This window comes from Dinoroseobacter sp. S76 (assembly GCF_049801095.1).
GTDB lineage: Bacteria > Pseudomonadota > Alphaproteobacteria > Rhodobacterales > Rhodobacteraceae > Dinoroseobacter.
On record NZ_JBNAGH010000021.1, the window covers coordinates 1 to 22,596 of the forward strand.

A 22,596-nucleotide genomic window follows, 5' to 3' on the forward strand; every position below is an offset into this window, starting at 1 on the left:
CCTTGCATCCGATAGATGCCCTGCGACGGCGACCTGAACGGGCGCTCGGGACGCAATGTCCTTCGGCCCGCCGCGACCCCCCAAGTGTCCGGCGCTCAAGATGAGCCCGGCAAGGAAGGCAACGTAGCTATATTTAGTATAGTGGTGGTGGTCTCGGCTTTCAAGGATGGGGCGCGGCCACCATCATAGAGGCTCAAATGTTGAGCTGTGGTTCGAAAGTCATGATTTGAGAACCTGCGACTAAGCTGTTGGAAACGGGGCGGGGACAGTGGTGCGCTAGTCCGGTGCAGATCGCAGATGAGGCGGGGAAAATCAAAACTTAAGCACGCGGTCCTCTATCCTTTCGATCAGGCCCTTGATGACCGCAGCTATCTCGCCGACGTAATCCTTTGTGAAGGCGGTCGGAGGGTCTCCTTCCGGGCTAGAACCATTTCGATGCACACAGTCGTGACGCAGTACAACAGCGTGCAGCAGTGCTTTGTTGTCGTCGTTGCTCGTTAGAATTGGGACGCCAAGTGCGCTTCTGTAGAGTGAATCGATCTTCTTGAGGTCGTGGTAGAGAAGCTTCTTCAGATATCCGGTGACGAATCTTTTCACTGCCTCTTCACCTTTCGCGACATCGACCAGTGGAAGTTTCGCCTCTCTTAGCGTCTTGTCTGCTGAAATGAGCTTGGAGCGCGCATCTTCGCTTTCCGTCACTGAGTTCACTAGTGTGTCGCAAAGGTATGCCTCCATGGCAGATACATGTTGCGCGAAGATCATCCTGTTAATGAGGCTTTGGCCGTGGTCCTCTCCGAGGCTCGCGAGCAATTCGCATAACTGACAATAGCTCTCTTTGTAGACCGAGTAGGGATACGGCGTGCTTCCTGGATCGCTCCAATCGTCCTGAGGTGGCCAGAACATTGGTGGGTCGACGTCAATGCTGGCGTCAGGAAACTCTTGAAAATTTGCACTGCACTCGCCGTGTGTGAAGTAGACGTAGACTTCGAACTCGGACTCGCAGCTTCTACAGTAAACATGGCTGATATCGTCTGATTGGAGTTCTGAGATATCTTCTGCGGTGGACCAGTTAGGCTCTGGCACACTCATCCGCGCCTCTACATCCGCGTTGCAGGCAGGGCATTGAAACCTGACATCGCTCGAGAATATCTGAACTGTGCCATCATCCTGCATCTCGTCCAACGTATGCTCCTCGAGAGAGTTACTTAATCAGCCTAGCTTCCAACTCTCTTCACTGCTTTGGTACTCCGTTTCTGGAACTGCGTTGATGAAATGTCGAGAGTGCCACTTTTGCACGCTATTTATACACGCCTTCCGATCTCTGATCTGGCTGGAAGCTGCGCGGCGCGCAAACATCACAAATTCTGACCTATTGGGAGAGGATCCTTAACACTATTAGTAATAGTGTTAAATACCCCGCACCTCCAACCTGTGGATCGATAGGGCAGGGGCTGTCTTTCCACTTCGTAATTTAACAGTTTTCGCATATACTGTTAAATATGAGCGAAATGCGCCTCTACGACACCGCCGGGAACCGGCTGTATTTGAATGCCGAAGAACGTGACGTCTTCCTGGCAACAGCACGCCGCCAGACTGCTAGAGATCGGACCCTGTGCGAAACCCTGCACTATACTGGTTGTCGGCCATCCGAGCTCCTGGAGATCACACCGGCACGGGTGGATTTGTCGGGCGGGACCATCACCATTCGCAGTCTAAAGAAGCGCAAGGATGCCTCCGGGGCCTCCAGGATCGTCTATAGGGCCGTACCGGTGCCGCCGGACTATCTGGATACTCTCAACACAGCCCACGGGATCAGAGAGGCGCAGAAGTCCCGCAAACAGGCCAGCATGCCGATCTGGCCCCTCAGCCGGGTGCGGATCTGGCAGATCGTGAAACGGATCATGATTGAGGCGGGGATCCCGGATGCGCCGCATCGTAGCCCAAAGGGCCTGCGGCATGGGTTTGGGATCAACGCGAGCGTAAACGGTGTTCCGCTGAACATGCTCCAGAAATGGATGGGACATGCGCAGCTCAGTACAACCGCGATCTACGCCGATGCTGTCGGCAAAGAAGAGCAAGACATCGCAGCCAGGATGTGGGGGTAGGGGACATGCATCTGACGAGGATCACCCCTGACGCTAATCTCCATCGTTTCTATCGCATAGAGATTGTGCCCGGCCTCTTCGGAGACTGGGGGCTAGTGCGCAATTGGGGGCGCATCGGCAGTTCCGGTCAACTCCGGACCGACTGGTTTGCAACAGAAGCCGAGGCAAAGGATGCCCGCTTCGAGCTGCACATGGCGAAGGCGAAGCGCGGCTACGAGTAGTTGGTCAGAAACGTGTCATACCCGCCGAGGTTCCGACTAAGGGTTTTGACCTAGTCAAGTAACTGATGTTGTGAGGGACGGGGCAAGGGGACAGAAACGACCGTTTTAGACAAAAAGGTTATGTCCACGGGTTTCTGTCAGTTCAACGGAAGCTCGCCTTTTGGCATGCAAGACAAAGCCGTTCTGTTAAGCTGCCTGCATTTATACAGCAGGAGTTGGACTAGCTATGCGTAAGCTTCATTCGGTGCATGACATTGCAAATTCTCCGGAGATGATTTGGGATCAAAGCAACGCTTTTGTAGCATATTTGCTGGTGGGCAGGCAGGATGCACGATACCGCAAGCACGTCGAGCGATACTGGACAGACTACGATCTGATGACCGGAGACTACCTTTATGTTGTGGTCACAGCACTGTTGCCAGAGCGCCGAGACGAGGAAAATCAAGAGGAAATTCTCACCACGGAGCATGAGGTTACGAAAGAACTGCTGAGCAAGTTTGGCCTGACATTCGACAACCTCCCATGCCTCTTATTCATGGAAGGGCCTGAGAGCAAACGGTACTTTTGCTATGAACTCAAACGAGGGGCACTGGACGACGAGAGCATCGCCCAAAGATTTCGCAAAGTCTTCAGTGCTTGCGATCTTCACTGGCCTGGATATGGAAACGCTCGTTCAGAAAGCAGCTTTTCCGCTCTTTACCAAACTCTTCGAGCGCAAAAAGGCCGTGAATTTTTGGGGCCGATTGTCGGCGATCTCACACCAAAGTTTTTGCTGTCGATCATCAAGAAGCTCGTTGGTGTCTAACTGAGCAACTTCACTGTAAAGGCAAAACTCGTACGTTTATGTCACTGGCGAAAATGACCGTTTCTGAAGGTAGATTTTCTGACCAAGATTCCGTATACAGGTGTTCTAGCTACTAACACTCCGATATCAATCCGACAGGCTAAAACATGCGTCAATTATTTACGTCAAGCTGTTGTGTTATAGTTGGCCTTATCTATTCATCGGAGATCGCGCTTGCCCAGAGCAGCTGCCAATTCATTGGTTTTGCCGCTAAAATTTCTTATGCAGACGTTAAGCAGAAGTGTGAGCAAGTTTGCGAGTGCCACCCTGTACCTGGACCAGGGCCCGACGGTACAGGCCAAGTTTGCGAATACCGTCAACAGTGTAATGGTGAAACACCGATATCAGCATCCATGTATGAGTGCGATGGTGAAGTGTTTGCAATAAGTGACTTTCATAGAGTATCTATGTCTTCTTCAAACTGCGACTATCGAAAATCAGATGGACAAATTCGTTGTAACTCCCAGGCTCCCAGCCTGTCTACGGCGTTTCACAATACAGGAATGTCACCCGCTCTTAATGCTGCAATTATGGCCCGTATTTCTGACGAGGAAATATCAACTCTCAGGGAGTTGGCTGTTACTGGAGACACCATAGATGAAATTGGAGATAAGGCTATCCGTGGTGCATTGTCAGAAATCTGCAAGTCTCTTACCGAAGGGAGGCCTTTAGTCGGTATCGATCCAGAGAATGATTGGGTCCGCTGCGTCTTCGATCCGATAACGCTGACTGGCCGGACTGATGTAGTAACCCTGATCACCGACTAGGTTCGCCAAGCACGACGTTCCGAAGTGTTGCGCAGAAAGCGTTCTGCTAGTTACTAGGCAGTCTCGGCAAGTACATCTCTCGCGTCGCGGAAGCTTGTGATACGCTCTAGCCCCCTACCGGAACTGACCTCTGGGTTGCTCGCCTGTTAGCGGCCACAAACCACCGTTTTCGACACTTCGGTGGGTTCTCAGCTCATAGGTATAAACCTCATGTTGCCTCAACCTCGGACGGCCAAAACTGCATAAAGAATTGCCATTGGGGCATAGAGTTCTGGTTTGCCCGCAATCCAACAGCCGGAAGCGTGGCAAAAACTCAGGCCGGTGTAAACAAGGCGGTGGCAAGTCATCAGCGCATGGACGTTGCTTTTGATAACTTCCATCTTTGTCACTAGCTCAGCCATCAGTATTCCCTTTCGAGTTCTGCGCCGGGCCCAGCTGCGGCAGAACCATCAGCGTTGTAAGCTCCGAGGCTGTTATGCTTTCAGATGAGTAAGCCGCTGAGCTCGTCGAAATTTCGATTTCTAAGAAAAAGTAAAAAAAAAATCTGAGCATCCGAAAAGATGCTCTTGTGAGCAGTATCTATTATTAGAAAGCACGCGATACTTGGACGAGGAGTAGCAATGGAGGACGATCTACAGAAGCTATTCAGCGGAGAGGATGGGAAGGTCCTGCTGAAGCGTGTGTACTACTTCTCAAAAAAGTTACATGGACAAGGCGGTTTTACCCTAGCAGACCTTTCGCCTGCAGATGTTGCTCAGGAAGCAATTGTTAAAACACTTGGTGGGGAACGAACATGGGACTCGAAGAAATTTCCTATCTATGTCCACTTACAGTGGACGATTAGAAGCATCTACGCAAACGAACGTCAAAAGCTGAATCTACGATCTGATGAGGCTAGACTGGCGTTGGATCATGTGGAAGTGGTAGTCTCGCGGCACGATGATTTCCTGCATCTCAGAAGCACTTATGAAATGCTATCCGTAGATCATCCCGAACTGGCAAACACCTTCAAATGTGCGACTGAATGGCTTCTCTCAGGTGAGTGCAGCACCGATCAGGAGGTCGCCGATCGGTTAGGTATATCCCAGAGCACCTACTTCGAAAGAAGGGCTAAAATTAGAAAAGTCGTTGATGAATGGGAAGCAGAACGCATCGCGATTCGGACTGAAACCGAAGGAAGAACCTCATGAAACACATCTTGGATGCTCTCTTTAGAAGGGACAAAGATTCTTCTCTAACGGTTCTAGCTGACGAAAAAGGACGTTCAGCTTTGCGTAAAATGAAAGAATACTGGAGCAGCGAACCGCAAACAGAAGAAGCTGTATCAGAAACTGATATAGCTGTTCTATCTATGGCTGCTCTAGATAATTGCGTTGAACAAAGCTGGGGCTCTGAAAGTGTGAAAGAAGCCGACCTGTTCGCCGAGAGTATGATGCAGTCTTTGGGCGTTGAGGCTGGTTTGAGAGGCAGAGATAAATCGGTAGTTAGTGGCGCACTCCACTTCAGTGATACGCTTAAGCCAAGCAATGAAAACAATCAGCCCAGTTGGTGGTCACAGCATTTTCTGCAAGTTGCTTGTTTTGCGGCGCTTATCGCAATAGTAACGGTGCCGTTCTTGCCTGGCGGCGGTTTGAAAACATTGAGTAACCTCTTCAATCCAAGTACAAGAACGGGAGATACAACGCAGCTGCTTGAAGGGTTGCAGCGACCTGATCTGATTGCCGCGATTATGAACGGCGACCACGTCTATCTTCAACAGAATCGGACAGATGTTCTCCTTTATCTGCATAGCTTTACATCAGCTTTGGAGGAGCCGCAGATGGCATTCGTCGCCAGATCACCATCTTTTCCGCAAGATTTACAACTGTCACTGAGCCGTGAACTTCGTATGGCTGTAATGACAGATGAGCAGTTTCTCCGTGATATGTCTCAAAGGGGGATGGCGGCGCTTGGTTCGGGGATGGCAGGTTTGATGCTTGAAAGAAGAAGCCAGATGAATTCTGGGTCTTTCGACCCGGTAAGCGAGATTTTGGCTTTTACCAGTGGGATGTCTCGCCGAAATGAGGAAGTAGCGCTACTAAGAAGGAGTGCCAGGTTTGATGCCATGCGCCTCGTGTTGATGTATGAGGACAACCCAGATGCCTTCAGACAAGTGTATGAAAGCATACTGATGCACGTTCGTGAAAATCTATAGTTTACACTTAATAGCTGTGCATCAAGGCAATATGACTCACAAAAAGGAGATCGCGTCTCGTTGTGACCTTAACAGTGCTTGATGCGCTCACAGAGGTTGCCACTGAACATGCGCAGAGGTGAGCATAGTCAAGGTTTTGTCTTGGGTTTTTTACCTGGGCGAAAACGACCGTTTTTGGCATATAGGTTGGGGTCAAAGTGTGGAGGCGAGACAGCCGCATCGAGTTACGGTGCGGCTGCCTGTTCATACTGTTACTTCAAATCCTCGAAGACACGAGGCTCAAGCGGGTTATGAATTTTACCGCCACCGTTGCTAACCGATCTATTGTTTTGCTGATCATAAAAGCGCCATCCGTCATCAACAGGTGCCTCGATGTAACTTCCTTCTCCAAGACTACGTGGAAGAAATAATTCCCGCGCAACCGTACCCATACCGCCGGTCACAACGCCGAGCGCTAGTGTCTGAGCACCACCCACGGCAAAACGTTTAGCGGCATGAGAAACGTCGCTTGCAGAGCTGCTTCCCGGTGTCGCAAGAGCAATAGCTATTAGCAAAGTTGCTGCTGCATTTTTTAATCTCATCGACCAATCTCCCGTAGCATACCTGGAAATTTGATGTCCCAGGGAAGCCGGATATGGAGATGCGTTGGTGCTTTTGAAGAGTTTGACACAATTTTTGTGCGCGTTGGTCAAACCTGATGTAGCCTTGCATCAACGATCAGGCGGTGCTGTGTACCGAGATAGACCGTCACTCTTTTCTCACCAAGTTCTTTTGCTTTCTGATAAATGTTAAAATCTTATTGTTCATATGAAACGTTATCGCACCTCTGGCGAGCCAGTAAAAATAACATAATAAAGCTTACAGGATACCTTATATTGCCCTTCCTGCGTCCCCCTAGCGCAGATATTGTATGTGCGTTAGATCTGTAGCGGCGAGTTTATGCGAGGGAGTACCATGCACGATATCGACCTGAGAGAGATGACCTTTGAAGAGCTTGCAGCGCTCGAAAAGGATGTAGCCAAAGCCAAGAAGACTTACACAGACCGAAAGAAGAAAGAGGCCCTGGCTGCGGCAGAGGCAGCGGCGCGGGAACACGGGTTTTCACTGGCAGAACTGTCCAATGGGGCGAAAGCGAAGCCTGTTTCGGTGCCGAAGTATCAGCACCCCGAAAATCCCAGCCTCACCTGGACAGGACGTGGCCGAAAACCGAACTGGTTTACTGAAGCCATCGAGAGCGGCGTCAACGAAAGCGATCTTCTGATTGCTTAGCCCGAGTAAGACGGCTGCCCCCGGCGTAAGTAGCTAAAAGGACCGCCCCTGCCTTTTTCAGCCTGCGTTCGTGACATAGCGATCGATCTGAAGGACCGCCTCCCGCATCGCAGCCTCAAGCGCCTCCTGGGACGGCATGCCGGTGCGCCAGGTGAAGGCATAGAGATGGATGGCATCCTCCGCTCCGCTGCCCTCGTCCGTCCAGAAGAACGCCCCCTCGCGCACGCTCTCGATCGGGAAATCGCCGGTCGTCCATCGCGCAGTGAACCGCGGAGATCCTAGATGCGTGATTTGCATGCCCCCATCCGGATGGTTGTCGATCTGCCAGCTCATGGGCGGGGGCCTTCGCTCATGGCCGTGCCGCGATCGAGCTGGCCCTCTGCCTCAGGCGCAGGGCCTGGCTGTTCCGGTTGGAGCTCATGCAGATAAGTCGCCGCTCTTTGCGCATGGGCCGAGGCTGTGAAAATCGCACGCTTGTCGTTCTTCAGCACCTTGAGCCAGGACGCGATATAGCTGGCATGGTCTTCCCGCAGCTCCAGTGTGATCCCAAGATCTGCGGAGAGAAACGCGGAGCCGATCTCGGCGACGAGCTCTTCCATGGCATAGCCTTCATCGCCCCATCGCTTGCGACCGAACCCGCGGTCCATCCGCTGCGGGTGCTTGGTCCAATGCACGGTCTCATGCAGCAGCGTGGCATAGTAGCTTTCCGGATCGCGGAAGAACGCGAAGGGCGGCATCTGGATCCGGTCTTGTGAGGGCATGTAGAAGGCTTTGTTGCCGCCGTGGGATATGCTGGCCCCTGTTGCGGCCAGGAAGGCCTCCACAGGCGCGATACGCTCAACCGGGTCGAGGACCGGATCTTGTGCCTTGGCGTAGTAATGGGCGGGCAAGGCGTCGATCTGGTCGACATTGAAGACGGTGTAGCCCTTCATGAAAGGGATCGCGCGGGTCGCGTCCTCGCCGGTCTCTTCATCGGTCTCGGTTTTGGTGATCTTGTTGGCATAAACGACCAGGCTGCCCTTCTCGCCTTTGCGGACATGACCGCCCAGCTCGCGGGCCTGGCGGAAGGTCATCCAGATCGGGGCGGTGTATCCGGCAGCCTCAGCTTCCATCCAAAGCATGAAGATGTTGATCCCGGAATAGGGCTGGCCGTTATAGCGCAGAGGCCGTGTGATCCGTCCGGCGGCATGCTCGGCGTTCCAGGGCTTCATCCAGGGTCGGGTTCCGGCCTCCAAGCTCTCAATGATACGGGTGGTTATGCGGTCATAGATATCGTCCTTCATGATTGGTCCTTTCAAATCTCATTCTTGTCTCCTGTGCTGATGCGGATGGGAGGGGGCTATTGCCCCTCTCCCTGCTCGGTCTCTTCGCGCAAGACGATGCGACCGGGTTTCTGGGGCATGTACTCCAGATCGATGTTGAAGCCCTTGCCATCCTTGTGGCTCCAGGCGGCACCGATGCGGGTCCAATTGGACTGCTCGCCTTCGCCGGTGACGTGAAAGAGCCTGTGGCTCGGGCGGTTGGGGGTTATGGTTTGTTGGTCTGCCATAGCGTCCTCCTCGGATTTGCTGGTGTTGGATCAAGACACGCGACCATCGCGGCCTTGATGGCACGAACAGACCCTGTCCCAGTGGGCGGAGCTGCAAGGGGATACACGGTGGCCAAGGGCCAGGGGTGCGGGCCACCCTTGCAGGTCAGACCGGACAGGGTCTCGTTGCCTCTCTCAAGGCCCGCTATGCGTTGCTGAAGAGATCCAGTCACTTCAGCAAAGCGGCTGGAGGGTCTTATGCAGACCTCTCAGGCCATCTCCCTGCGCGGACGCACTGCATTACATCGGCAAGGCACCCTGCGGCGCGCGGAGCTCATCGCGGGCACCTGATCATGGCACAGAATGAACGTTCCTTACAAATGAATCATTACACCGCGCAGAAACCGCCAGCCAAAAGAGATCACAATATAATATTATTATATTTGGAAAACATATTTAGCATATATCTGTTGAGATTAACTCTCTCAAATCCGAAACATGCAAGAACACAGGCTTTACAACACCTTTAACTAGGACTCTAGACCACACTGTACTCCTATAATGAACATCTAAGACTTGGACGCAAGTACTGGCATCAAGGAAAAATTTTGAACTTCTCACCAGGCTTAGACTTATTTTTGAATCCTCACTCCACCTTTCATTTGGGCTTGCAGACTCTGACCAATAAAGCGGCCTTTCAACTATGTGAGTATATTTTAAATTATCATTGTGCTGAGAAATTTTTTCCTCTCTTCTCTCTATTGACCTAGCCCCCACTCCAAGAAGATCATTTTTTATTATATAAGGAAGTGCATTCACAAATAAAATAGAGATCCCAAAAAACACCCAGCCATACAACTTACTATTATCGGACTTGAAAAATATTGCCGACAGGAAACTGACAATCGCGGCAATTATCATTATTGGCAATATAGCCACAAAAAATGTCACAAAATCAAAAAATCTCTCCTGGAATAATGAGTGTAGTAAATGACCAAAGGTAATGGTTAAGAATATAAGAAAGCAAGAAAGAATATACCCATCTACATCGTATTTTTTTCGATCACTCAATTTATTTCTCCTTCCGAGGTTTATACATCCTGAAACCTCGATTGCTCTGAGGGAAGTATTCTGCCATCCACTTGTTTAGTTTTTCACCCAATCTCGAACCCCCGCCCACGATCACGATCTCTATCCCGTGCCTGAGCTTTGAACATCTTCTCGACCTTGGCGATGTTCTGATCGAGCTTCTTCTCGGCTGCCTCACGCTCTGCCGCCCGGGCCTGGCGCTTCCGATCGGCCTTCTGCTCCGCTGTCCGGTTCTCCACCGCCTGGCGCGCAAGAGCGGGCGCATGGGCCGCTTTGAGCTCTCGCTGCATAGTTAGGTGCCGCGCGTCCATGGGAGCCGTATGTGCGCTCCTGTGGCGCTTGTGGGCCGCTACGAGCTCTTGCCTCTCCTCCTTATGGCGATCCTTCAGCTCCTGGTGCTCTGAGGCCTGTTTCTGGCGCGTGCGCCCTGTCACATCGATCAGGCGCAGCACGCGGGCTCCAAGCCGCCCCTGGCCCTGTGCCAGGGCCTCGCGTTCGGATCTGTGGCGCTCTGCGAGGCTGGCCCGCTTGCTGGCCCAGTCCTTGCGCAGCAGGGCATTGAGATCCCGGCGTTCGGCCTTCTGGGCCTGGCGTATTTCCGTCAGCTCCGATCGATAGGCCGCCTTCAGTTTCCGGTATTCCTGGGTCCGCGCACGGGCCTCCAGGATCAGCTGCTTTTCCACGGCGTCATCGAGCGCTTTCTGCTGGCGCTGCATCTTGGCGGTCTCGCGGATCCGGAAGTCTTTGGAGCGTGTTGCCTTCTCCAGGTTGAGATCGACAATCTCCGCATGCCGGTCCTTCCGTGTCCGACCCTCATCGATGCCAGGATAGTCGATCACCCGCCCTTGCCCTGTCTCTTTGATCTTGGACTGGGGTCGCGTGACAAACTCCTCCACATGGGCGGCCTGGGGGCCGATATGGATTGTGGGCTCCCGATCGATGCCCTGGGCCTCCAGGGACCGCCGATCAATGCGCGCCTCATGCCCGGCCCGCTCTAGGGCGGCATTGGCATGGATCTCCCACTTCGCACGGACCCATTCGACGGCTTTGGACTCCAGTCCTGCCTTGCTCCGATCGCGGGGAGAGTCCGAGAGGCGCAAGACACGTTTGCCGGTTTCAATATCACGATCGCGGATCACCAGGTGGCAGTGGGGGTTGTGCGCATCCTTCCCCTCCGCATGGATCGCCGCAAACCAGGCCACGCGATTGCCGGTGAGATCCTGGGCGAAGTCCTGGACCAGCTGCATCCGCTGCTCAGAGCTGAGCTCCCGCGGAAGCGCTATCCGCACCTTATCGATCACACGGGCGTTTTTGCGATCGCTCAACTCCGCCCGGTTCATCCAGGCGCGCGCTTCATTGGGATCTGTTGGCATATGCTGAGAGACAAGCTCAGGCCGCGCCCCATCGCGGGCGATATAGAGCAGATGCGCTCCGGCGGTGCCTGGCGCGTGGGTCGTGCGTCCGATGCTCTTGAGGTTCAGCGAATAGATCGCCATGCCTCTTACCCTCCATCACTGCCATACCCCTTGAGAGACGCGTTTAGACATGCGCGCCCCATGACGCTCCAAGGGTGCGGGACAGAGATGTCCCGCGCGGGGGAACGCCGCTTCAAGAGCCTGGGTCGAGAGCGCCCCCATGCGGCAAGCCGAGACCCAGGTGATGGATCAACGCTGCCCTCGATGGGCAGCAGGGATCCGTTCTTCTCAGCCCGCCTGACACCGCATATTCGGGTCACATCCGCGCTGCCTGCGCACGGGTTTTGGAACAAAACCCAAAAGTGCGCTCTACTCTTTACTCAGATTCACCGACTCGCGCCAAGGGTGCCAGTGACACATCCAGCTATCCACAGCTTTTTGCAACGGCCAAGCTCACCCAATCGCCTGCGATTTGAGCACATCCGTTGCCCCTGACGGCGGCTGCGGCCCTCGATGGGCCGCAGGTGGCGATGCGCGCCGGTCCCGCTTGCGGGCATCCCGCGCGCTGTTAAGCTCAGGCTTACTAGAGATACCGATTGAGGGATCTATGCATTTTTCAGACCTTCCTCGGGGGATACCAGGTACGGGAGCGGATCAGGGCCAAGCACCACGTGCTTTGTGGTTATCACCGCGCGTTGTGCAAGAGCACGCGTTTTGGAGTTACGAAACCGGAAAGGTATTCTTAGGTGTCTCCGGTCAACAAGTGATCGGTGTATCCGACAATAGACATCTACTTACGATTGCTGGCTCAAGGTCAGGCAAAGGGACCTCAGCAATTGTGCCAAACCTACTCCTTTACCCTGGCTCAGTGCTGGTCATCGATCCCAAGGGCGAGAATGCCTCTCTAACCGCTGAGCGGCGGGGCAAGGGCAACGGGATCCCTGAAGGTGGGCTGCACCAGGACGTCTATGTGATCGATCCCTTTGGTGTGGCAAAAGTTGATGATGCTTATCGAGCAGGCTTCAACCCTCTGGCAGGGCTCGATCCAAGAAACGATGTTTTCATCGATGAGTGCGATGCGATCGCCGATGCCCTAGTCGTTCAGGAAGGCAAAGGTGACAACGCGCATTTTTACGACAGCGCGCGGCTTGTGCTGCGGGGGTACATCGCTTGGGTCGCAACTCACGCGGATGTCCAAGACAAGACCCTCAACGAAGTCCGCCGCCTGATCTTTCTGCCACGATTGGACTCCGATGAGATCCCCGAGGGTGCAGCGATTGAAGTACCGGATGTGAATAATCCACAATTGTCTTTCAACGCACTCAACGTCATGATGCGCATGGACGAACGTTTCGCCCACGGGATCCCCTTTGAGGCCGCCTCGACACTTGCCAGCATGGGAGAGCGCGAATTCGGCAGTGTGATGTCCACCATTCGCAACCAGATCGGCTTTATCTCCTCTCCACCGATGTCCCGTGTCCTGGCAGGCCAAGGCCGTACGCCCGATATCACATCCTGGAAGCACGGTTCTCAATCCGTCTATCTGTGCTTACCCGCCGGACGGTTACATCGGCATTTCCGCTTCTTCCGGCTGTTCATCAACCGGCTCATGAACGCGATTGAGGCCGATGAAAGGCAACCCCAGACACCTGCCCTCCTGATTCTCGATGAGATGCATGTCCTGGGCCATATGAAGGCCCTGGAGACTGCTGCCGGGCTTATCGCAGGCTTCGGGGTCAGGATCTGGTCATTCTTCCAGGATCTCTCACAGCTTAAACGAATATATGGTGAGGGTTGGGAAACATTCCTGGGTAACTCTGGGATTTTCCAAACATTTGGTCTAAACGATTTTGGCTCTCTAAAGTATGTATCAGAACGTCTGGGAGTTTCGTCTACGCTTTCAATCACACAGCAAGAACAAAATGTGAGTGCCGCCGCCCAAGGCTTCTCCGGAAAATCACAATCGATTCAGCAAAGCCCGTTACTAAGTCCAGAAGAGATTGCATACTTTTTTTCTCGCCAGTCAGAAAATCAGTTGATTATCTATCCTGGATCAGATCCAATTATGATACATCGCTTACCGTACACATCGAAGTTTTTTCAGGGTTTTCGGAGTATATAATCCTTATGCAATATGTGGATACTTCCCCACCCAGTTTGCTTACGCTGCACCATTATGATGGACACACAGCAAAAGTTTCGTTTAGAACCTTTAATCCAAACATTATGCTTCGAATTTTATTGTTACCTATAATCGGCTTGTGGCTTTTAACTATTGGATTTATAGGCATATCAGCGCAAGGAGACAATTTTCTCTTAGCCCTATTATTTATAATACTCTTTATTTCTACTCCCTTTATTGTAATTCGGGTCTATTTCCCCCGCATATACATAAAAATTGACTCTTCAAAAATTACAATTGGGAAGAGTTCTTACGAACGCAAGCTATGGGGTGGCTTTCGCCCACTGCCTCAATCTGTCCTCGGGTTTCAATACCATGGAAATTTAAAAAGTACTCGATTCCAGTTAGGATCAGGAGCAAAAGATACATATTTGGATCAAGAAGAAGTGTTGAGCATAGATGCTATAGTTATATGGCTTAATGATCTCGTAGATGATACCGGAGTAAGCAATGTGCTGGCATCAGCTTTTGACAATGGAAGTCGGGATTTTAAATTCTAATGGACGAATTGAAAAGCTTGAAAGAAGAACAAAAGTCACCACGCACTGGCAGGCTATATGTCTACGAAGAGGCGCCAAAGGGCAATATATTTAAAAGATCTTTCAAATCTCTCTTCCCGCTGAAACCAAAATTTCTGCTAACTATTTTTCATTTTATAATTGCATGCATAGTAGGTTTCGCAGGTATGTTGTCTAGTATGGCAATTGATTTTTATCTAGTAGATATACTCTATGAATATGGCGTCGGTTATAGATCTGCGGCGCCAGATAGTTTTTTACCTCACTCTATAGCAGGGGTGCTTTCATTTGTATTATCTTTTTTTGGCCTATACCGAATTGGTATTCGGAAGCGTTTGCGCGCTCAAATATAAAGACTAACCAATCTCCTGATCTTTGGACCGTTGCATCTGAGCTGTCTGCCCATGAGCCTGACGAAAGGCTTTCGCATAGTCACTTTGTGAGAATTCGGGACGATCGCCGCTCGGCTCCGGTTCTTTTGTGCCAGCCATCTCTCGGATCTCATCCATTGATCTGACTTGCTGTCCTTCGGCCTCAGACTGTCGATCAACCTCCGGATCACCACTTCTGATTGCAATAGGACGGGTGTGTGGTTCAGGTTCAGGATCCAATCTCTGTGAACTCGACGCTTGTTGAGACTGATCACCGGTTTGAATCGTCCTGCTTGCCCCGCCGAGTGACAAGCCTGGCGGAGCGCTCGGGCGCGCAACAGACCCCGTTGGTGCAACATCATCACGGGAGAGGTCTTTGGGCTTATGCTGAGGGTCGGCGTTATCCTTCTTCGCGCCCTTATCTCTATCGTCGCTCATGTGCCCTGCCCTTTACCTGACTGCGTCCAGGGCAAGAGTGAAAGACGTTCTGCTACATGTCTACAAGATAAGGCTCAGGTGCAGGTGGACACCATGGCGGGCGGGGTTCTCCTGCGCGTTCGCGGTCCAAGAATGTCTTCACGATCCCTTTCTGAAACCAGGCGTTCAAACACCCCTCGGAGGGTCTGTATCCTCGGTGGTTTTCGCGGAAGAAGTCATTGGTATCGAAGTCGTAATAGGCCCCGTACCAGTCCACATAAGCCCAAGAGATGCGCTCTAGAACGACTGTGATGGGAGATCCGAAGCAGTCAGAAACCTGGCGACCGATTTCTTCATAAGGATCCTCGTCAAAATAGTCCCACCAGGTTTCTTCTATCATAGATTATGATAGCAAATTCAGTGCTGTATAGCAAATTTAGACGTCTCCGCTACTCGATTTCTTGATCCTTCGCTTTTTGGGGTTGCGCAGAGCTTTCTTGGGACTGTCGTAGAGCCTTGGCGTAGTCTTCTTGGATGAACTGGGGACGATCATAGCTTTCGTCCTGGATCTCAAGGCTAGGATCACTCTCAAGCGCACCACGGATGCACGCACTCATCTTGTTGTAGTCCCCTTCATGGGACCGAATGGAGGCTTCCATCCACGCGTCAGGTTCAAGCTTGCGCAGATCAATCCGGTGACCTGCCTGCTCCCCAAACTGGCTGAGATACTGCAGTTGTGTTCGGCCATTCCCCTCTCGGAAGGGATGGATGTGATTGATGTCTCCGATGATTTGCCCGGCCTGGTGTGCAAACTGGTCTGGGCTCAAGTCCTTTAGATGGTTCTGAGCCGCCAGGCGACGGTGAACGTCTGCCATACCGGTTTCTATGAACTGCCGCGGAATGAACTGAGATCCACCCTTGCTGATCTCGACGGTGCGCGTCTCGCCGGCCCAATCGTAGGTATCCTGGAAAATGTGCCCATGGATGGCTTTGAGATGCGCGAGATCGAAGTCACCTCTGGGGCAGCCTTGGCTGATCCGGAGTGCCGAACTTCGACGCTCGACCCGATCAAGAATGCTTGCATCTTTGATACCGAACTTATTGCGAAGAACGTCATATTCCGGTGGATAACAATAAACCGGGTCGCTCATTCAGCCTTTTGGCCAGTGGCGAGTGCTTGCGCTTTTGCATTCAAAAAAGCAATGCATTGTTCGTCTGTCCACTGCTCGCGCTCAAACATTTCGAAGATAGCGATATCTTCTGCATCCAGAGGATTTCCCTCCATCTCCTGAAGATGCACAGCTTCCAAGAATCGCTTTCGCCTATCTCTAAGATCTTGGTCCGTATGTTCTTTTTTATGCATCAACATACAGTAAGAATATCATGAACCGCGCATGCTTGGCAAATTTCGCCGCGCCTGGCGGCGCGCCCCGGCTTCTCGCGGGGGCTCAAGCGCCGGGGGATGTTGGAACCGCCCTTTCGGTTGATCGCATGACTTACCCTGCGATGGGTCTTTCCTCCCCCTCGCGCACCCCCTCCGCTCGCCGCATGGCAGACCCCGAAAGGACGTTGTCTTTCGGGGTGCTGGAATAGGCTGTTGGACGGTCATGGGTCCGGTTCAAGCACAATAGCCCTCAACCGTGGCTCGGTCGCTATACGCTCCCTGCGCCCGCACCCCTTGAGGGACGATTGTCCTTGAGCCTGCCCCCTGCCCTATAGAGCTTATGGCTGTGCTCTTAGCGAGAGATACGCCTGGGTGAAGGCCGGATCTGTCTCAAAGGGCAACCACTTTAAAAACTGATCCCCGATGATCATGGCCCCTGCGATCTTACGGCAAGATCGATGATTGCCATAAAGAACAACGGGTCTCTCAGCTGCGTTGGCTTGAAAGAAAGTCTTGGCTGCCTCTGCAACGCATACAGCATTGGTGCTGTACCCTGTCATAGGATGATAGATCGTATAGTACTTGGCCCGGTCCTGGTTACTCATCCAGTCAGACTAAACCAGTTATGCAAGGTTTTCAGAGACGATTTTGAGGCTGTTCCGCCTCTTTTGAACACGCCATGCGTGATTGTATGGATGTTGAAACTCTGATTTCACGTGGTTGGTAAGCTGATCGATCTCGTCAGAGGTGAGGTTGTTGTCTTCGGCATACTCAAGAAGTTTTACTGAAAGGTCAGCTAAACAACGGCGATTCTCTTCGGTCATCTCAGGGAGATGCTCCGCAAGTTTTTTCATTATCGTTTCATGGAAATTTTGGTGTGCAGTCATGCCTAAACTTACCGCATTTCCCTCGCCTAATCTCTAGGAATGTATTCCTTTTGGAATAGGTCAGATTTGGGAAAGTGCCTGTCCGTCGGGTCGCTGTTGCTGATCACTAAAAGAGCCGTGACAGGTTCTCCGTCAAGGCGGCGAAGCCCCTGCGTAGCAGGTTGCCTTGATGGGGGTTCTGTCATGGATCAGTGATCATTCTGCGACTGCGTTCCCGATGGCCTTGGCACGTCATGGCTGTCTTGAGGTGAGCAAGAGCGAACCAGCCTCGTGCGTCTGATGCAAAGGCTTTATTCTGTGTGTGTTAAGTATGTGTTAAATATAGTGTTAAGCTGTGGAAAACCCTTCATAAGCCACTGTTTTAAAAGATGAAAAACAAACCCCAGGTAACTAATACCACGAATCTCGGTAACTAATACCACGAACTTTGGTACCTGAAACCACGAATCCTCGTGTAGGTAACTAATACCACGAATTTAGCTGTGGGTAACTAATACCACGAAGCTTGACAGGCGGTACCTGAAACCACGAATATCTTACCATGGTACCTGAAACCACGAAAATGGATCTCTTCGGCCATGCCGACACCAAGGACGAGAAGGTCTCCCCTGCCCTTCTGCCTGATCGTCATCCGCAACATGATCTGTTCATCTGTGATGTTGCTGACGCTATTCTCAAGGATGTGATGGCGCAGATGGAGCACCCGTTTTACTCGCTCTCAAAGAAGCCTGAGACGAACGTGCGTCGCTATGAACATAATGGACATTGGTTGGAAATAACGCCTAGTGTCAAAGGATTAGCGACGATCTACGACAAGGACATCCTGATCTATTGCATTTCCCAACTGATGCATAAGCTTAATAATGGTGAGAAGGTCTCCAGGCGTGTTCGTATTAACAGCCGTGATCTGCTTATCTTCACTAATCGCGGAACTTCTGGGCGTGATTACATGGCTTTGCAGGAGGCCCTAGAACGTATTCGTGGAACAACCATCTCCACAAACATCAGAACCGGGGATGAAGAACAGATCGACACGTTCGGTCTGATTGAAGCTTCATCGATCCGGCGCAAGCATGGGCTGGATGGGCGGCTCCTGTGGTGTGAAATCACGCTGTCGGAATGGGTTTTCAATGCGATCCGCAAGGAAGAGGTCCTCACCCTTCATCGGGATTACTTCCGGCTGCGCAAGCCTTTGGAGCGGCGGATCTATGAACTTGCGCGCAAGCACTGTGGTCAACAGGATGAGTGGAAAGTCTCGCTCCAGGTGCTTTTGAAGAAATCAGGCTCGCAGAGTCCTGAGAAGCGTTTCCGTCAGATGATCAAGGACCTTGTCGAGTATGATCACCTGCCCGACTACAGCGTTACCTTCAGCCCTGAGACCGATATGGTGACATTCCTCAATCGTGGCACCATGCACGCAGCGATCGAAGAGCATATTTGGACCGGTATTTTAGACCCAGATGCCTATCATGACGCGCGCATGGTCGCTCCAGGATGGGATGTCCGCCAGATCGAGGCATCCTGGCGAGCTTGGTTGGGAGAGAACGAGATTGAGCCAAAGCGCCCCGCTGCGCATTTCATCAAGTTCTGCAAGTCCTGGTATGAAAAGCGCGGCACTCCATAACTCCATCAGATACCAAAGGGTACCATAAGGTACGGTACTATACCCTTTCATACCATTGGCTTGCCTATAGTATCCTACTCAAGAATATGGTACTTTTCTGATTGAGGCGTGCGTGAAAGACATGCCCATCGAGCAAAGAAAGAGAATAATCATGCCTGTCATTGCCTTCGCAAATTCGAAGGGTGGCAGCGGGAAAACCACAAGCGCGCTTCTGCTCGCCTGTGCTCTCGCTGAGACCAAACCAACAACCATCATTGATGCTGATCCGCGTCACCCGATCTCAACCTGGGCTCGGATGCCTGGAAAACCGGATCGGCTGAGCGTGGTGACGAACCAGTCTGAGAAAACAATCCTTGACGAGATTGAAGCGGCATCCACGAAAGACCCATTTGTCATCATCGATCTGGAGGGCACCGCGTCACGCCTGATGAGCTACGCTATCAGCCAGGCGGATCTTGTGATCATCCCACTGAAGGAACAACAGCAAGATGCGCTCGCGGCCCTCGATGTTATCCAGGAGATCCACCGCGATATGAAAGCCACGCGGCGGAAGATCCCTTACGCGGTACTTTTCACACAAAGCCGAGCTGCCGTGAAATCAAGGACCGCACGCCACATCGCAGCCCAGTTCCGCGAAAATGACCAGATCGACACATTTGGCGTTGAGATCCATGAGCGCGATGCGTTTGCAGCGATATTCTCTATCGGTGGCGCAGTTTCTCACCTGGATCCAAAGAAGGTGAACGGTCTCGATAAGGCGCTTGAGAACATTGAAGGCTTCCGTAACGAAGTGATCCGCAAGCTCCGTGCTTTGACTGCAGAAAGTGATGGGAGGGCCGTAGCATGAGCACCCAAGAGCGGACAGCGCTGAACATCCCAAGCTTCGAGGAGCCCATGGATCAACTGGATGATTTTGCTCCGAGACCGCCGGTAGGGCAGGGGGGTACCATAACCGCTAAAGCGATCGATGCTGTGTCTTCGTTTCCGAGCCGAGAAGCTGCCACCGATGCGCAGCTGAACTTGAAGGGTCCGCGTCCAGTCCTCGAACGCTTCAAAGCGATGTGCAAAGCGGATCGACGAGCCTACTACGATATGCTTGAAATCCTTATGGATTCCTATGAAGGGACAACACCCAAGAGGTAGTGGCGCAAAGCTCGATCTTGTCAGATGAGATGCCGCCCTGGATCCATGCGTTGGTGCAGTATCCGCAGCACGAAGATGCCGTGACTGCCGACCGTGTAGTAGATGGAGTGGCTTTCATAGGCTAAGCGGCGAACCCCGGCCTTTACCTCGTCGTACCGTCGCCCGAGCTTGGGGCTTGAAGCGATCACCTTGAAGCGTTCTTCGAGCTCATCAACATAGCGATCTGCCTGTCGAGCGCCAAAGTTCTCAACGGTGTAGAGATAGATGTCGATAACGTCTTGTTCTGCGTCCTTTGAAAGCCTGTATTCAGTCACTCACTAGACCTTGGTCACGTGCCTGTTTTCTCGCCTCCGCAACCAGATCCTGCATGGATCTGTCGCCAAAGCCGCCTGCCTCAGCCCTCTCCAACATGGCGCTCAGCTCAGATATCGCATTCTGCTTTCGCTCCTGGTCATGACGCACAAGATCCCGAAAGTACTCACTAACATTGCCATAGCGACCGGTCTCAACTTGGGCCTCTACCCAGGCATGCATCTGATCCGGCACTGAGATCGTCAATCTGCTCATAAGAAACTCCTTCATAATTAATCATAACAGATCATACTATCTTCAGCAACAACAGGATCGCTCATGCTTGGAAAGCAAAGCTCCAACTTGAAAGGGCAGGGCAGGGCGCGACTGAACATACAAGGGCCTATGAGGCTTTTGTGGTCCCAAGTGGGTCTGGGACAAGGTTTTCCTCACACATCAGACGAGCTTCTTCGGCTTGTAATCCTGCCAACTTATCTGCTCGTTCGTTGTGCGGATCCCCCGCATGCCCCTTTATCCAGGTGATTTTCACGCGGCGTTTTTGGGCTTCCGCCTCAAACTCCTTCCAGAGATCACTGTTTTGTTTTACCACAGCACCTTCGTTACGAACATTGTGGACGTATTGACTGTCCGTTCGGATGATCACTGACGCCCCGGCTTCTGTGCAGCGAAGAGCTTCGATAACAGCTGTGAGTTCCATACGATTGTTGGTCGTAGCTAGGTCATAGCCTGCACGCTCTTCGCCACTATCGTGAACAACCAACGCCCAACCCCCAGGTCGACGTTCCTTTTTCTTCTGTCGCTTGCCGCTGCATAGCGCGCCGTCGGTCGAAATCGTGACTGTGGCTGCTGAGGTTCTAAAGCGACCCCCTGCATCGACTTGGAAGGGAACGTCATCAAACGATTTTGCCTCAATGTCAGTTAAAAGACCGACACCACCCATCCGTCTGCGCGCCTTGCGGTCCGCACCTTCCATCTCGCGCGCGAACCATGAGCGAAAATCGTCTAGAGTTTCGTCAATGGCCCGATCCAGATCATCCATGGTTGCCATGCTGTTGCAGTATGCGAAGGACTCTCCCCAACCGCGCAAAACACGGTCTACCAACACCAAGGTCTGAGCATACCTTTGCCTCGCCGCGAAACTGTCCTCCGTTTTTCGGACCTCGCGGATGGCACCACGACCAGCAGAAAAATGATTTCGCACAGTTTCTAGAATACCTTGTCTCGCACTGCGGGAAGGCTGAAGCAAACCAGGTCTGCAATTATAGCCTAGGAAGTCGAAGCCATCGTCAACGTGTCCTTGCTGGGCCTTGTCCGGCGACACATTGCTCGCAAATGGATCGTGACACCTTAGGTCAAGTTCAGCGAGATAGTTGCGAGCATTGTTGAATGCTTTGCGAACCTTCGTTTGAGTTGTTCCTAAAAGAACAAAATCATCAATGAACCTGGCGCACAGAACGCCCCTTTCATTGAATCGTTCATCAAAAGGCTGAAGAAGAATGTTTCCAAACAAAGGGGAAAGGGGAGAGCCTTGCGCAACGCCTTGTTCGTCCGTCGGAAATACGCGCCTATCTTCCCCCAAGACTTCTTCATTTCCAAGAGTGACAGTGGTGGCTTCTTCCAAGAGCGCTAGAAGGCGGGTATCATCCGTGTCCTGTTTGATCCGATCCAGAACAGACTTGCGAGGAATCCCATCAAAGAAGCCAGAAATATCAGAACGAATGTAGTAGGTGTGCCCTGTTTCAAAAGCATCGTACAGGAACTTGAGAGCATGCGGCACAGAGCGATGTGGAACCCCACCGAAACTACTTGGCTGCTTGCCAGCCTGTCGTGCTATTTCAACCTTGTCTTGGAGAACATCGAGTAAGGCTCGCTCAACCACGCGGTTGTGAACAGAGGCCATGACAATCCCGCGTTTCCCTCCGCTACTCTTGGTTTTCAGAACGCCTTTTTGCGGATCGAACTTAAATTCACCGCTTCGTAAGCGAGATTGAATGCGGCTGATGTTGCGATTTGTGGTGCGTTCAAAGTCTTCTATCGCTTGTCGTGTTTCGTCTGCCTTGGACCTAAGTCCATTGCTTCGAATACGTCGCCATGCCTTGTGAAGAGTGTCTTGCTTAGTACATTGGTCAAATAATCTTCCCATTCTATGCGGTTCTCTCTGGCGGACGCATCGGTATGCCTCGTCCTGCCTCTGAAGCTGCCTGTTGCTCGTCAGGACCGCACCTTGCATCCGATAGATGCCCTGCGACGGCGACCTGAACGGGCGCTCGGGACGCAATGTCCTTCGGCCCGCCGCGACCCCCCAAGTGTCCGGCGCTCAAGATGA

The 22,596-nt window shown here is 52.3% G+C and carries 28 protein-coding genes; 13 read left to right on the plus strand and 15 right to left on the minus strand.

Annotation, left to right across the window (positions count from 1 at the left end; genetic code table 11):
- Window positions 1–312 precede the first annotated feature (312 nt).
- Window positions 313–1,182 (minus strand): hypothetical protein, encoded by an 870-nt coding sequence (locus ACP153_RS22700; protein ID WP_424973296.1) that lies wholly within the window; start codon window positions 1,180–1,182, stop codon window positions 313–315.
- A gap of 317 nt (window positions 1,183–1,499) precedes the next feature.
- Here ACP153_RS22700 and ACP153_RS22705 point away from each other — a divergent pair, with 317 nt between their 5' ends.
- From ACP153_RS22705 to ACP153_RS22730, 6 genes are all read left to right on the plus strand, one after another.
- Window positions 1,500–2,105 (plus strand): tyrosine-type recombinase/integrase, encoded by a 606-nt coding sequence (locus ACP153_RS22705; RefSeq protein WP_424973297.1) that lies wholly within the window; start codon window positions 1,500–1,502, stop codon window positions 2,103–2,105.
- Window positions 2,106–2,110: 5 nt separating this feature from the next.
- Window positions 2,111–2,326, plus strand: coding sequence for a WGR domain-containing protein (locus tag ACP153_RS22710; protein ID WP_424973298.1), 216 nt, complete (start codon window positions 2,111–2,113; stop codon window positions 2,324–2,326).
- 226 nt (window positions 2,327–2,552) lie between these two features.
- Window positions 2,553–3,131, plus strand: a complete 579-nt coding sequence (locus ACP153_RS22715) for a hypothetical protein (RefSeq protein ID WP_424973299.1) — start codon at window positions 2,553–2,555, stop codon at window positions 3,129–3,131.
- Window positions 3,132–3,577: 446 nt separating this feature from the next.
- On the plus strand, window positions 3,578–3,937 hold the full coding sequence (locus ACP153_RS22720) for a hypothetical protein (RefSeq protein WP_424973300.1): 360 nt from the start codon (window positions 3,578–3,580) through the stop codon (window positions 3,935–3,937).
- A 620-nt stretch (window positions 3,938–4,557) separates the two neighbouring features.
- Window positions 4,558–5,127 carry a hypothetical protein gene (locus tag ACP153_RS22725; protein WP_424973301.1) on the plus strand — a complete coding sequence of 190 codons (570 nt, stop codon included), beginning with the start codon at window positions 4,558–4,560 and terminating at the stop codon, window positions 5,125–5,127.
- Window positions 5,124–6,131, plus strand: coding sequence for a hypothetical protein (locus ACP153_RS22730; protein ID WP_424973302.1), 1,008 nt, complete (start codon window positions 5,124–5,126; stop codon window positions 6,129–6,131). Before ACP153_RS22725 ends, ACP153_RS22730 begins: the two co-directional genes overlap by 4 nt.
- A 251-nt stretch (window positions 6,132–6,382) precedes the next feature.
- Here ACP153_RS22730 and ACP153_RS22735 read toward each other — a convergent pair whose 3' ends face one another.
- The gene (locus ACP153_RS22735) at window positions 6,383–6,712 is read right to left on the minus strand and encodes a hypothetical protein (protein WP_424973303.1); all 330 of its coding nucleotides are present in this window, start codon (window positions 6,710–6,712) and stop codon (window positions 6,383–6,385) included.
- Between the two features lie 373 nt (window positions 6,713–7,085).
- Here ACP153_RS22735 and ACP153_RS22740 point away from each other — a divergent pair, with 373 nt between their 5' ends.
- Window positions 7,086–7,400: an H-NS family nucleoid-associated regulatory protein gene (locus ACP153_RS22740; protein ID WP_424973304.1), complete on the plus strand. Its 315-nt coding sequence runs from the start codon at window positions 7,086–7,088 to the stop codon at window positions 7,398–7,400.
- A 57-nt stretch (window positions 7,401–7,457) separates the two neighbouring features.
- Here the strand turns inward: ACP153_RS22740 and ACP153_RS22745 are convergent, their stop codons facing one another.
- The 5 genes from ACP153_RS22745 to ACP153_RS22765 form a co-directional block, all read right to left on the minus strand.
- Entirely contained in the window at window positions 7,458–7,733 is a 276-nt protein-coding gene (locus ACP153_RS22745; protein ID WP_424973305.1) for a hypothetical protein, read from the minus strand.
- Window positions 7,730–8,683: an ArdC family protein gene (locus ACP153_RS22750; RefSeq protein WP_424973306.1), complete on the minus strand. Its 954-nt coding sequence runs from the start codon at window positions 8,681–8,683 to the stop codon at window positions 7,730–7,732. The genes ACP153_RS22745 and ACP153_RS22750 overlap by 4 nt, the downstream gene beginning before the upstream one ends.
- Window positions 8,684–8,739: 56 nt before the next feature.
- On the minus strand, window positions 8,740–8,949 hold the full coding sequence (locus tag ACP153_RS22755; protein WP_424973307.1) for a hypothetical protein: 210 nt from the start codon (window positions 8,947–8,949) through the stop codon (window positions 8,740–8,742).
- Between the two features lie 435 nt (window positions 8,950–9,384).
- On the minus strand, window positions 9,385–9,999 hold the full coding sequence (locus tag ACP153_RS22760) for a hypothetical protein (protein ID WP_424973308.1): 615 nt from the start codon (window positions 9,997–9,999) through the stop codon (window positions 9,385–9,387).
- A gap of 83 nt (window positions 10,000–10,082) precedes the next feature.
- Window positions 10,083–11,513 carry a MobA/MobL family protein gene (locus ACP153_RS22765; protein ID WP_424973309.1) on the minus strand — a complete coding sequence of 477 codons (1,431 nt, stop codon included), beginning with the start codon at window positions 11,511–11,513 and terminating at the stop codon, window positions 10,083–10,085.
- 526 nt (window positions 11,514–12,039) lie between these two features.
- On the opposite strand from ACP153_RS22765, the gene ACP153_RS22770 reads away from it, so the two are divergent.
- Genes ACP153_RS22770 through ACP153_RS22780 form a run of 3 tightly spaced genes read left to right on the plus strand, consistent with a single transcriptional unit; the run spans window position 12,040 to window position 14,485 of the window.
- Complete coding sequence (locus tag ACP153_RS22770) at window positions 12,040–13,554, plus strand: type IV secretory system conjugative DNA transfer family protein (protein WP_424973310.1); 1,515 nt, start codon at window positions 12,040–12,042, stop codon at window positions 13,552–13,554.
- Between the two features lie 5 nt (window positions 13,555–13,559).
- Window positions 13,560–14,114, plus strand: a complete 555-nt coding sequence (locus ACP153_RS22775) for a hypothetical protein (protein ID WP_424973311.1) — start codon at window positions 13,560–13,562, stop codon at window positions 14,112–14,114.
- Window positions 14,114–14,485, plus strand: coding sequence for a hypothetical protein (locus tag ACP153_RS22780; RefSeq protein WP_424973312.1), 372 nt, complete (start codon window positions 14,114–14,116; stop codon window positions 14,483–14,485). Before ACP153_RS22775 ends, ACP153_RS22780 begins: the two co-directional genes overlap by 1 nt.
- Window positions 14,486–14,488: 3 nt before the next feature.
- Here ACP153_RS22780 and ACP153_RS22785 read toward each other — a convergent pair whose 3' ends face one another.
- The 5 genes from ACP153_RS22785 to ACP153_RS22805 all read right to left on the minus strand — a co-directional run bounded on the left by ACP153_RS22785 (window position 14,489) and on the right by ACP153_RS22805 (window position 17,158).
- Window positions 14,489–14,941, minus strand: coding sequence for a hypothetical protein (locus tag ACP153_RS22785; RefSeq protein WP_424973313.1), 453 nt, complete (start codon window positions 14,939–14,941; stop codon window positions 14,489–14,491).
- Between the two features lie 52 nt (window positions 14,942–14,993).
- A complete protein-coding gene (locus tag ACP153_RS22790; RefSeq protein ID WP_424973314.1) occupies window positions 14,994–15,320 on the minus strand; it encodes a hypothetical protein in 327 nt (108 codons plus the stop codon).
- Window positions 15,321–15,369: 49 nt separating this feature from the next.
- Entirely contained in the window at window positions 15,370–16,071 is a 702-nt protein-coding gene (locus ACP153_RS22795; protein WP_424973315.1) for a Fic/DOC family protein, read from the minus strand.
- The gene (locus ACP153_RS22800; RefSeq protein ID WP_424973316.1) at window positions 16,068–16,289 is read right to left on the minus strand and encodes a hypothetical protein; all 222 of its coding nucleotides are present in this window, start codon (window positions 16,287–16,289) and stop codon (window positions 16,068–16,070) included. The genes ACP153_RS22795 and ACP153_RS22800 overlap by 4 nt, the downstream gene beginning before the upstream one ends.
- A 638-nt stretch (window positions 16,290–16,927) precedes the next feature.
- The gene (locus tag ACP153_RS22805) at window positions 16,928–17,158 is read right to left on the minus strand and encodes a hypothetical protein (protein WP_424973317.1); all 231 of its coding nucleotides are present in this window, start codon (window positions 17,156–17,158) and stop codon (window positions 16,928–16,930) included.
- Between the two features lie 574 nt (window positions 17,159–17,732).
- Here ACP153_RS22805 and ACP153_RS22810 point away from each other — a divergent pair.
- The 3 genes from ACP153_RS22810 (at window position 17,733) to ACP153_RS22820 (ending at window position 19,958) form a co-directional block, all read left to right on the plus strand.
- Window positions 17,733–18,815 (plus strand): replication initiator protein A, encoded by a 1,083-nt coding sequence (locus tag ACP153_RS22810; RefSeq protein ID WP_424973318.1) that lies wholly within the window; start codon window positions 17,733–17,735, stop codon window positions 18,813–18,815.
- A gap of 121 nt (window positions 18,816–18,936) precedes the next feature.
- Window positions 18,937–19,662: an AAA family ATPase gene (locus ACP153_RS22815; RefSeq protein ID WP_424973323.1), complete on the plus strand. Its 726-nt coding sequence runs from the start codon at window positions 18,937–18,939 to the stop codon at window positions 19,660–19,662.
- Entirely contained in the window at window positions 19,659–19,958 is a 300-nt protein-coding gene (locus ACP153_RS22820) for a hypothetical protein (RefSeq protein WP_424973319.1), read from the plus strand. The genes ACP153_RS22815 and ACP153_RS22820 overlap by 4 nt, the downstream gene beginning before the upstream one ends.
- A 20-nt stretch (window positions 19,959–19,978) precedes the next feature.
- Here the strand turns inward: ACP153_RS22820 and ACP153_RS22825 are convergent, their stop codons facing one another.
- The 3 genes from ACP153_RS22825 to ACP153_RS22835 all read right to left on the minus strand — a co-directional run bounded on the left by ACP153_RS22825 (window position 19,979) and on the right by ACP153_RS22835 (window position 22,413).
- Window positions 19,979–20,272 carry a type II toxin-antitoxin system RelE/ParE family toxin gene (locus ACP153_RS22825; RefSeq protein ID WP_424973320.1) on the minus strand — a complete coding sequence of 98 codons (294 nt, stop codon included), beginning with the start codon at window positions 20,270–20,272 and terminating at the stop codon, window positions 19,979–19,981.
- Window positions 20,265–20,525: a type II toxin-antitoxin system ParD family antitoxin gene (locus ACP153_RS22830; RefSeq protein WP_424973321.1), complete on the minus strand. Its 261-nt coding sequence runs from the start codon at window positions 20,523–20,525 to the stop codon at window positions 20,265–20,267. The genes ACP153_RS22825 and ACP153_RS22830 overlap by 8 nt, the downstream gene beginning before the upstream one ends.
- A gap of 127 nt (window positions 20,526–20,652) precedes the next feature.
- Window positions 20,653–22,413, minus strand: a complete 1,761-nt coding sequence (locus tag ACP153_RS22835; protein WP_424973322.1) for an RNase H family protein — start codon at window positions 22,411–22,413, stop codon at window positions 20,653–20,655.
- Between the last annotated feature and the right edge of the window lie 183 nt (window positions 22,414–22,596).